Raw genomic sequence first — 10,683 nt, 5'->3', positions numbered from 1 at the left:
GTTGAAGCCGACCTTGTCGAAAGTCACCGCGCCACCGCGTGTCACCAGCTCACCGGCACCTGGCGCATCCTGCACCTTGGGCCCGCGGGTGAGGGTGGCCATGCCGTCCTGCACGGTACCGATGTTTTCGAACAGCGAGGTCATCTGCCACATGATCCAGTGCGACATGCCGTTGATGCGCAAGGCCATGGCCGTAATCGCCGCCACGGCTCCGGTGCCGACCTGGCCCTGGTGCCACAGCCACAGGGCATAACCGCCCGCGCCAAAGATCAAACCCACCACCAGCGCCTGGTTGACGATCTCGAACTGGCTGACCAGGCGCATCTGGCGAAAACCGGTCTGCTTGAAGTCTTCCATGGCAGCGCGGGCAAAGTGCGCTTCGCGCTTGGAATGGGAGAACAGCTTTACCGTGGTGATGTTGGTATAGGCGTCGGACACCCGCCCGGTCATCGACGATCTGGCATTGGCTTGTTCCTGGCCGACCTTGCCCAGGCGTGGCACGAAATACAGCATGGCCAGCCCGAACAGCAGGAGCCAGGCAATGAACGGCAACATCAGCTTCAGGGCGAAGCCACCGGCCAGGGCAATGATGGCAATGAAATACACGCCAATACCGGGCAGGATTTCGATGACGGTGAACAGCACTTCGCGCACCGCCAGCGCCGTCTGCATCACCTTGGTGGTGACCCGGCCAGAAAATTCGTCGGAGAAGAACGACAGGCTCTGGCGCAACATCAGCCGGTGAAAGTCCCAACGCAGGCGCAGCGGCAGGTTGATCGCGAGGACCTGGTGCTGAACCATGGTGCGCAACGCCACCAGGCCGATGCTGACCAGCAGCACGATGCCAATGCCCCACAGTGCGCTGCTTTCCTGGGCGCTTGCTGCGCCACCCGCCTGCCAGGCCGACAGCAGGTCGACCACCTGGCCGAGAAAGGCAAACAGCCAGGCTTCGTAGATCGACACGCCGGCACTGAGCAAGGCAAGCGCCAGGATGTAGCCACGGGCGCCCCGGGTGCAGGCCCACAGGAAGCGCATCAGGCCAACCGGTGGCGGTGGCGCCTCGTCAGGGGGGAAGGGGTCGAGCCGTTGTTCAAAGATACGAAGCATGCTTGTCTCCGGGAAATCTGCATTCGCTTAGCAGGTAACCATACAGCACATCGCAGTATTCGCCTGCAGACGGGGCTGGCCAGCTGGTTTCAGGGTGCCGTGATCAGGCGTGGAATGATGGGTTGCAGGCAGGCATTCTGGCTGGCTTGACCCTCCTCTGGTTTGCGGGTGCGGCGCTGTCGTAGGGCGAAGAGAGGCCCGCCCTTACATACCTTTGCAATTGCTTACATTTACTTTGTCATAAACAGTCGCTGGTGCTGTAGAATTGACGGCTTCCCTGGTAACAACCTCCTTTTGCCGTTTTATTGACGTGAGTCATTAAGGCGACAACGGTGTTTGTGTCACATTCCCCAGAAATCCGATTTATTTTTTTGCAGAGCCAGTGTTTTGACGAATGGAATGCCGTTGTTGGCTATCCCCGGCTTAGGCGCCGAAAGCAGCCAGCTTCATCAACAAGGACTGTATTGGTTAGCTTGCGATGCCGCCGAAGACGCCATTTTGCTCTGCCGCCAGGTAATCGAAGGCATGCCCGATAGTGCACGCGGCGCCTTGATTGCCGATGCGCAAACCTTGGGCGACGTGCTGGCGGTGCTCGACTCAGCCAGTGGCCCGGCCGAGCTGGCGCTGTATGAATCTACCCCGCAGGCCATCTGCAACCTGGCACAGGACCTGCCCCGCCTGGATGCGGGCGAGCGCGTGCTGGTGCTGATGGCGCCGGCTGGCACCTGGGCAGGCGACGACGTCGAGCGCTGGTGCAATGCCCTGCGCCCGGCGTTGCTGGCCGAAGGTGCGCTGTTGCTGGTCATCAGCAGTGGGCAGGGCGCCAGTCTGGTGGCGCACCTGCGCGCATTCAACCAGGCTGTCGACGGCCTGGCACAGCTGTATCGCGGCAAAGGCGGCGTGCGCTACTTGCAGCATTTCTGGAGCAACCTGCTGGGCAAAGCGGGTACCCGCGACGTGGAGCTGGCGCGCCTTCAGGCAGGCTTTGCCGCTGCCCAGGCGCCGCAGGCAGCCGCGGATACCGGTGGCGACGAATTGCAGTACCTCGCCCAGCGCGCGGTACTGGAAGGTGCACCGGCCTTCTCCGAACACTGGGTGGTGTGTGAAAGCCCTGACGACCTTGGTGCCAAGGCCAGCCGGGCGGTTTCCGCCACGGTGATCTTCGCCATGGACGCCGGTCAACGGCTGGACAGCCTGGCGCGGCAGTTGCACCGGTTACGCCAGCTGCGCGGCAATGCCCTGAAGCTGGTGGTGCGCGAAATGGCGCCCACCCTGCGCTATCAGGACGAACAGCTGCTGCTGGGCTGCGGCGCCAGCCAGATCGTGCCGTTTGGTGCCAGCCTTTCGCGCTTCCTGACCATGGTCGAGAGCATCCAGGGCTACGTCTGGCGCCGGCGCTTGCCCGGCGACTTTGACGCCTTGCTGGCACGCTTGCGGCCGTTGGCCATTTGCGGGCTGGTCGCGCCACGCGCATTTGCCGAAGCCGTGCAGAGCATGTGGCACGGCGTGCGAAACGGCGAGATCGTCCACCAGCTGCTGGTGCTGCGCCCGGCCCCGGGCCTGAGCCCGCTGCAGGCCTGCTCGCGCGCCGTATTCCGCCGTGATGGCGATATCGCCTGCGTGGTCGGTGAAGTGCTGTTCCTGTTCCTGTTTGCCTGCCGCTCCGAAGGCGTCGAACAGGCGCTTGACCACATCTTCCAGTTGTCGTGCAAAGAGCTGTTCATCAGCCAGGAGGTGCTGGCCGGCATCGACAGCCTGGCCACCCCGGCGTTTCTCGATGAGCGCTTGCCACGGCCACCGCGCGACGATGCGGCGCAGCTGCCTGCACAGGCACGGCCAGCCCTGCTGCCACGTCGGGTCGGCCTGGGCAAGTGGGGTGCAGCGTGAACTTTGCACAACTGTTGCAGGTGTCGGGCATCAGCGCATTGGTCACGTTGGCCCTGGCCCTGCTGGTGCTGCGCCTGCAGCGGGCAGTGCGCCGCTGGCTGCGCCGTCGCCTGTCCCCCCGTTACCTGAAACCGCTGGGCGTGCGCCACCGCGCCGCACGCCAGGAACCCCGCAATGACTAATACTTCAGCCTCCCTCCCGGTGCTGGCCCGATGGCCTGGACTGGGAGGGTGGAACTTCTATTTCCTGGCCAAGTTCCTGCTGGTCAGCCTCGGCATGCTCGACTTCCAGGCATTGCCCAACCTGCTGTTTGCCGCGTTTCTGCTGATCCCCCTGGCGGGCAAGTGGCTGCGTGTTGCCCGGCAATTGGCGGCCATGCCCATCGGTATTGCGTTGTTCTATCAGGACACTTGGTTGCCGCCGTTCAGCCGCCTGCTGGCGCAGCCGGGGGTGCTCGATTTCTCCTGGGAGTACTTGCTGGAGCTGATCGGCCGCTTCGTCAACTGGAACCTGATGGGCGCACTGGCGTTGTTGCTGGTGGGTTACCTGTACCTGCGTCACTGGCTGCGCCTGAGTACCTTGAGCCTGCTAGGGCTGGCGTGGCTGGCTGTCGGCGGCTTGCCGTCGCTGGGGTTCAGCGCGGGCCCGGCGCCAGGCGCCGAGGTTGCCAGCGCCGCCGGCCAGGTACAGGGCGGGGCAGTGGCCGACAATGCCAGCCTCGACAACTGGCTTGAGCGCTTCTTCGCCAGTGAGCGGGAGCGGGTGACGACGTTCCCGGCGATCAAGGCCGATGAACAGCCCTTCGACTTGCTGGTGATCAATATCTGCTCGCTGGCCTGGGATGACCTGTCAGCGGTCGGGCTGCGGGACAACCCGTTGTTCTCGCGCCTGGACGTGGTATTCGACCAGTTCAATTCGGCCACGTCCTACAGCGGGCCCGCCGCGATCCGCGTGCTGCGTGCCAGCTGTGGCCAGTCGTCCCATGCCGGCCTGTACCAGCCCGCAGCCGAGCAGTGCCTGCTGTTCGAGAACCTGGCCAAGCTTGGTTTCCAGAGCAATACCTTGCTCAACCACAGCGGCCGTTTCGACAACTTCATCGGCGACATCAGCCAGCAGAACATGCCACAACCGGGCCTGCGCAACACCGACTTCCCGCGGGCACTGGTCGGCTTCGACGGCTCGCCCATCGCCAGCGACCTGGACGTGCTGCGCCGTTGGTGGGGGCAGCGCAAGGGGGCTTCGGCCGAGCATGTGTCGCTGTTCTACAACAGCATCAGCCTGCACGACGGCAACCGCATCGTTACCGCCGACGGCGGCACCCGCGTGGCCGATTACGCCACCCGGGCCAATCGGCTGTTCGGCGAGCTGGGCAGCTTCCTCGATGAACTGGAGCGCAGTGGCCGGCGGGTGGTGGTGGCGATTGTGCCGGAGCACGGCGCTGCGCTGCACGGGGACCGCATGCAGCTGTCGGGCATGCGCGAGATCCCCACACCATCGATTACCCATGTACCGGTGGGGCTGAAGTTCATCGGCATGGGGCAGCCTGCCCGCAGCGAGCCGCTGCGGGTGACGGCGCCCACCAGCTACCTGGCGTTGTCCGAACTGATCTCGCGGGTGTATGCGGGCCTGGGGCAGCAGCAGGCGCTGGATGTGCCCAGCCTGCTGAGCGACCTGCCGGCCACCGAGCAGGTCGCCGAAACCTCCGGCGCACAGGTGGTGAACTACCAGGGGCGCGCCTACATGCGCCTGCAAGGCCAGGCCGACTGGCAGCCCATTCCCAAGGAGCGCCCATGATCACTGGCACAGCAGACCCCTCCGAGCGTAGCGACGACATCGCCCAGCTGCGCCAGCACCTGGGCATGCCCGACCTGAACTACCAGGATATCTCCCTGTTGGTGGGTGTTCAGCAGGCCCTGCAGCGCTGGCCGTTACTCGGTGAAAGCTGCCGCGCCGGCGCCCAGGGCACACTGTACGCAGCGGCGCCGCCGCGTGAGGCGGTGTCGTCATGACCAGCCTGGCATTGCACGGTGTACGCGGCGGCCTGGGCCGCAGCGCGTTGCTGGCCGCATTGGGCTATGCGCTGCATGGCGTGGGGGAGCGGGTGCTGCTGGTCGACCTGTGCCCCAGCAACCTGCTGGGTCTGCACTTCAACCTGCCCCTCGACACGTGTGAAGGCTGGGCGCTGGCCGAGCGGCAAGGGCGGCCGTTCGGCGACGCCGTGTACCAGGTGCTCGACGGCCTGTGCCTGTTGCCGTTCGGCAATCTGTCTGCTGGCGCGCCGCCGCCTGTGCTGGACGCGGATGCATGGCGCGTGCGCCAGGCAGAGCTGGCCGGGCATTTCGACTGGGTGCTGTTCGACCTGCCGCAGTTGCCGGGCGATGGCGCTAGCGGGGTCAAAACCGATGTGCGTGTGCTGGTCGCCGAAGCTGAAATGGCCAGCCACCTGCTGCTTGGGCGGCGACCGGTCGAGCACTATGACCTGTTGCTGGTCAACCGCTACGACCCCGCCAGCCGCTTGCAAAGCGACTTGCTGATGGTTTGGCGCGACCTGTTCCGTGATCGCCTCCCGCTACAGGTGGTGCACCGCGACGAGGCGTTTCTCGAAGCCTTGGCGTGCAAGGCCCCGCTGGGCCATTACGCGCCGCAGAGCCTGGCCTGCCGGGATGTGCAGAGCCTGGCGGTGCGTTGCCTGACGAGGCGCCAGTCGTGACATTGACGCCATTGTCGGCCTACGCCTGGTTCAATGCGCGCGGCGCGCGCCGAGCGGTCGCCTGGCTGTTCACCCTTGGGGTGTGGCTGGCGTATCTGTTCCTGCGTCTGGAATCGCCCGCCTGGCAGGCGCTGCTGGCTGAGCGCAAGCGACTGTACCCGCAGCTGGCGGGCAAGCGCCCGAGCCTGGGCGACCCGCTGCGGCTGCTGATTCAAAGCCTGTGGCTGCTGCTGCGGCGTCAGCCGCAGCCACGCCAGCCTGGCGCCGCACGCCGCGCTCTGGGCGCCTTGCGGGCGCAACTGTGGCGCATGCGGCAAGCGGCAAACCACTGCCGGAGCCTGCTGATTGCCAGCCTGCAGCAAGTCCCCGCACGTTACCGTGCCAGTGCCTTCAGGCACGGCGCCTCGGTACGCCTGCGCAACCTCAGCGTGCTCGCCCGCCGGGCGTTCTACGGCGTGCTGACATTGTGCGCCGTCAGCCTGGCCTTGCTGTGCGTGACCGAGCCCTTCGGCTACCTGGCGCAACTGGTGTTCATCTGCCTGTTGCTGGGCATCGCCATGCTGGTGCGGCACATGCCGGGCCGCTTCCCGACATTGATGCTGATCGTGCTGTCGACCATCATCTCCTGCCGCTATCTGTGGTGGCGCTACACCGCGACCCTGAACTGGAACGACAGCACCGACCTGGTGTGCGGGGTGATCCTGCTGGCGGCCGAGACCTACTCATGGTTCGTGCTGATCCTGGGCTACATCCAGACCAGCTGGCCGTTGCAGCGCAAGCCGGCGAGCCTGCCGGCCAACCCGCAGCATTGGCCGACGGTGGACCTGATGATCCCCACCTACAACGAAGACTTGTCGGTGGTACGCACCACGGTGCTGGCGGCCCTGGGCCTGGACTGGCCACGTGAATGCCTGCGCATCTACATTCTTGACGATGGCCGCCGCGAAGCCTTTCGCGCGTTCGCCGACGAGGTCGGGGTGGGCTATATCGTGCGGCCAGACAGCAGGCACGCCAAGGCCGGCAACCTCAACCACGCGCTGGGCGTGACGGACAGCGAGCTGATTGCCATCTTCGACTGTGACCATGTGCCGGTGCGTTCCTTCCTGCAGATGACGGTGGGCTGGTTTCTCAAGGACCCGAAGCTGGCGCTGGTGCAGACGCCACACCACTTCTTCTCGCCCGACCCGTTCGAGCGCAACCTGGGCTCGTTCCGCCGTCGCCCCAACGAAGGGGAGCTGTTCTACGGGCTGATCCAGGACGGCAACGACATGTGGAACGCGGCGTTTTTCTGCGGTTCGTGTGCGGTGCTCCGGCGTACCGCGCTGGAGAGCATCGGCGGCTTCGCCGTCGAGACTGTCACCGAAGATGCCCATACCGCTTTGCGCATGCACCGTCAGGGGTGGTCGTCGGCCTACCTGAGCCTGCCGCAGGCGGCCGGCCTGGCTACCGAGAGCCTGTCGGCGCACATTGGCCAGCGTATTCGCTGGGCCCGCGGCATGGTGCAGATATTCCGCACCGACAACCCGCTGTTCGGGCGTGGGCTGAGCCTGTTCCAGCGGGTGTGCTATGCCAACGCGATGCTGCACTTCCTGGCCGGCCTGCCGCGGCTGGTGTTCCTCACGGCGCCGCTGGCGTTCCTGTTGCTGCATGCCTACATCATCTACGCACCGGCGCTGATGATCCTGCTGTACGTGCTGCCGCACATGATCCACGCCAGCCTGACCAACTCGCGCATGCAGGGTAAATACCGGCAGACTTTCTGGGGCGAGGTGTACGAGACCGTGCTGGCCTGGTACATCGCACGCCCCACCACGGTGGCGCTGTTCGCGCCGAAGAAGGGCACGTTCAACGTTACTGCCAAGGGCGGCCTGATGGAGCAGGAACAGTTCGACTGGCGTATCGCCCAGCCTTACCTGTGGCTCGCGGTGCTCAACGTGGCCGGCCTGGGTTTTGCCGTGTGGCGCCTGTTCACTGGCCCGTCGGCAGAAATCGGCACGGTGATCGTCAGCTCGCTGTGGGTGGTCTACAACCTGCTGATCATCGGCGCCGCAGTCGCCGTGGCCGCCGAAGTGCGCCAGGTGCGCCGCGCTCACCGGGTACAGATGCAGCTGCCGGCGGCGCTGGTATTGGGCACTGGGCATGCCTTCCCCTGCACCCTGGTCGACTATTCCGATGGCGGCGTGGGCCTGCAGTTGCACCCGGGCCTGGTGCTGAAACCCGGGGAGCGGGTGCGGCTGCTGCTTAACCGCGGCCAGCGCGAGTTTGCCTTCCAGGCCTGTGTCACCCGTACCGTCGGGCAGCACGCGGGCCTGGTGTTCCACGACCTCAGCCCGCAACAGCGCATCGACCTGGTGCACTGCACCTTTGCCCGGGCCGATGCCTGGCTTGGCTGGGGCGCGCAGCATGAGGTCGACCGACCGCTGCGCAGCCTGATCGATGTGCTCAAGCTGGGCGGGGTCGGCTACCTGCGCCTGATCGAACACATGCCGCCCTGGGCGCGTGCATGGCTACGCCCGCTGCGCAGCCTGGGGCACTGGCTGGCCAGCTACAGGCCACGTACACCCGCGCCTGTCCTTTCCATGAACCTTGTTGACCGAGACGCATGATGACTCGTTATCCCTCGCGTACCTGGGGCCTGGCGCTGGCGCTGTGCGCCGCCTTGTCCCAGCCCGCTGTTGCTGCCAGCGCAGCGCCGCTTGCCGAGCCAGGTGTACCCACGGTACCGAACTGGCCGGTTGCGAAAACCTTCGAGCAGCTCGGGCATGCGTCCGACAGCCTGCTGTTGGGGGTGCGCAACAGCGAGCAGATCGAGTTTGGCGTGCGTCGCGACCGCCTGGCCACCGATGCCACCTTGCAGCTGGACTACACACCCTCACCAGCCCTGTTGCCGAACCTGTCGCACCTGCGCGTCTACCTGAATGACGAGCTGATGGGGGTGGTGCCGGTGGAAAAAGACCAGCTCGGCCAGCGCGTACGCCGCCAGCTGCCGCTGGACCCCAAGCTGCTCAGCGACTTCAACCAGGTGCGCCTGGAGTTCGTCGGGCATTACACCGACATTTGCGAAGACCCGGCGCACAGCGGCCTGTGGCTGAACCTGAACCGCAAGAGCCAGGTGCAGCTGCATGAACAGGCACTGGCGCTGGACAACGACCTGGCGTATTTCCCGCTGCCGTTCTTCGACCCGCGCGACACCGGCAAGGTTGTGCTTCCAGTGGTGTTCAGTGGCTCGCCGAGCCTGGAGCAGCAGCGCGCCGCAGCGATCCTGGTGTCCTATTTCGGCAGCCAGGCCGGTTGGCGCAAGGCAACTTTCCCGGTGCTGTACAACCGCCTGCCGGCCCGTGGCGAGCAACCCACGCCCAGTATCGTGTTTGCCAGCAATGACCGGCGCCCGGGCTTCCTTGCCGACCTGCAGCAGTTCCCTCCGGTCGACGGCCCGGTGTTGCAGCTGATCGACCACCCCGACGACCGCTTCAGCAAAGTGCTGCTGGTGCTGGGCCGCAACGACGAAGACCTGGTCGAGGCAGCCTCGGCGCTGGCGGTGGGCAACAACCTGTTCCGCGGTGCCCGAGTGCAAGTGGAGCAGATGGCCTCGCTGCAACCGCGCCAGCCCTACGACGCACCGAACTGGACGCGCACCGACCGGCCGGTACGTTTCGCCGAGCTGCTCGACTACCCTGGGCAGTTGCAGGTCAGCGGCCTGCAGCCGCACCCGGTGACGCTGCAACTGAACTTGCCGCCAGACCTTTTCGTCTGGCGTAACCAGGGCATTCCACTGCGTACCTTGTATCGCTACACGGCACCGGCAGTGACCGACGAATCGCGCCTGAGCATCAGCGTCAACGACCAGTACATCACCAGCATGCCGCTGGTGGGCAATGACCGGCGCGGTGGCACGCTGGAGGAAATGCGCCTGGCAGTGCTGTCGGGTGACAACACGGCACTGACCGAAAAGTCGCTGGTCCCGGCGTTGAAGATCGGCGACCGCAACCGCCTGCGCTTCGACTTCAGCTTCGCCAGCACCCTGGGCAGCGCCCAGCGCGATCGTTGCCAGACCTCGCTGCCGGTGGACGTGCGTGCGGCGATCGATGAAAACTCGACCATCGACCTGTCCGGTTACCACCACTACATCGCCATGCCCGACCTGCGCGCATTCGCCCGCAGCGGCTTCCCGTTCAGCCGCATGGCCGACCTTTCCGAAACCCTGGTCATGGTGCCGGCCAAGCCCACGCCAATGCAGGTGGGCACCTTGCTCGACACAGTGGCCGGCCTGGCCGGGCAGATCGGTTACCCGGCACTGGGCCTGAAGCTTGCAGATGACTGGCAACAGGCGGCAGCGACCGATGCCGACTTGCTGCTGATCGGCCACCTGCCGCAGGCCCTGAGTGACGCGCCCAACCTCGGCCTGCTGCTCAGCGCCCAGCGTGACTGGCTGCTGCAAGGCCGCAGCACCGGGTTGCCTGGCAGCCAGCGTTTCGATACCGCAGGCGTTCCTGCCAGCAGCCGCGTGGCGGTGAGTGCGCAGGCGCCGATCGCCGCCATCACCGGCTTGCAGTCGCCATTCCACCCACAGCGCAGCGTGGTTGCACTGCTGGCCAGCAGCGACAGCGACTATGCGTTGTTGCGTGATGTGCTTGGCGACGTCGGCAAGCTCGACGCCGTGGCCGGTTCGGTGAGCCTGGTGCGCAGCAGCGGCGTGACCAGCCAGTTCGTTGGCGAGCACTATTTTGTCGGCGCCTTGCCCTGGTGGCTGTTGTTGTGGTTCCACTTGTCCGAGCACCCGGTGCTGCTGGCGGCGATCGCTGCCGTGAGTGTGGTGCTGTTCGCCTTCCTGCTGTGGCGGGCACTGCGTTGGGCTGGCCGACGTCGGTTGGGTGAGGCGGCCTGATGATGCGACCATTGCTGACAGGGCTGGTCGCCCTGGGCCTGCCTGTTTTCGCCAATGCCGGGGCGGCCTGCTCGTGGCCTGCCTGGGAGCACTT

General features: G+C 65.7%; 8 protein-coding genes. 7 read left to right on the top strand and 1 reads right to left on the bottom strand.

What is annotated here, in order from left to right:
* A partial coding sequence (locus HP546_RS18805; protein WP_172228253.1) for an ABC transporter ATP-binding protein occupies positions 1 to 1,107 on the bottom strand: 1,107 nt, incomplete at its 3' end.
* Between the two features lie 399 nt (positions 1,108 to 1,506).
* Here HP546_RS18805 and HP546_RS18800 point away from each other — a divergent pair.
* The 7 genes from HP546_RS18800 to bcsB are packed head-to-tail and all read left to right on the top strand — an operon-like array spanning position 1,507 to position 10,589.
* A complete protein-coding gene (locus HP546_RS18800; RefSeq protein WP_172228251.1) occupies positions 1,507 to 2,994 on the top strand; it encodes a BcsE family c-di-GMP-binding protein in 1,488 nt (495 codons plus the stop codon).
* The gene (gene bcsF / locus HP546_RS18795; protein ID WP_172228249.1) at positions 2,991 to 3,176 is read left to right on the top strand and encodes a cellulose biosynthesis protein BcsF; all 186 of its coding nucleotides are present in this window, start codon (positions 2,991 to 2,993) and stop codon (positions 3,174 to 3,176) included. Before HP546_RS18800 ends, bcsF begins: the two co-directional genes overlap by 4 nt.
* The gene (gene bcsG, locus HP546_RS18790) at positions 3,169 to 4,788 is read left to right on the top strand and encodes a cellulose biosynthesis protein BcsG (RefSeq protein WP_172228247.1); all 1,620 of its coding nucleotides are present in this window, start codon (positions 3,169 to 3,171) and stop codon (positions 4,786 to 4,788) included. The genes bcsF and bcsG overlap by 8 nt, the downstream gene beginning before the upstream one ends.
* Positions 4,785 to 5,003, top strand: coding sequence for a cellulose biosynthesis protein BcsR (bcsR, locus tag HP546_RS18785; protein ID WP_172228245.1), 219 nt, complete (start codon positions 4,785 to 4,787; stop codon positions 5,001 to 5,003). The genes bcsG and bcsR overlap by 4 nt, the downstream gene beginning before the upstream one ends.
* Positions 5,000 to 5,704, top strand: a complete 705-nt coding sequence (gene bcsQ / locus HP546_RS18780; protein ID WP_172228243.1) for a cellulose biosynthesis protein BcsQ — start codon at positions 5,000 to 5,002, stop codon at positions 5,702 to 5,704. Before bcsR ends, bcsQ begins: the two co-directional genes overlap by 4 nt.
* Positions 5,701 to 8,310, top strand: coding sequence for a UDP-forming cellulose synthase catalytic subunit (gene bcsA, locus HP546_RS18775; RefSeq protein ID WP_172228241.1), 2,610 nt, complete (start codon positions 5,701 to 5,703; stop codon positions 8,308 to 8,310). Before bcsQ ends, bcsA begins: the two co-directional genes overlap by 4 nt.
* Positions 8,307 to 10,589 carry a cellulose biosynthesis cyclic di-GMP-binding regulatory protein BcsB gene (bcsB, locus tag HP546_RS18770; protein WP_172228239.1) on the top strand — a complete coding sequence of 761 codons (2,283 nt, stop codon included), beginning with the start codon at positions 8,307 to 8,309 and terminating at the stop codon, positions 10,587 to 10,589. The genes bcsA and bcsB overlap by 4 nt, the downstream gene beginning before the upstream one ends.
* The last annotated feature ends 94 nt before the right edge of the window (positions 10,590 to 10,683 follow it).

Source organism: Pseudomonas sp. CM25 (assembly GCF_013179705.1).
Taxonomy (GTDB): Bacteria; Pseudomonadota; Gammaproteobacteria; order Pseudomonadales; family Pseudomonadaceae; genus Aquipseudomonas.
Note: the sequence above shows the minus strand (reverse complement) of the source record. Positions and strands in the feature narration are given on the sequence as shown.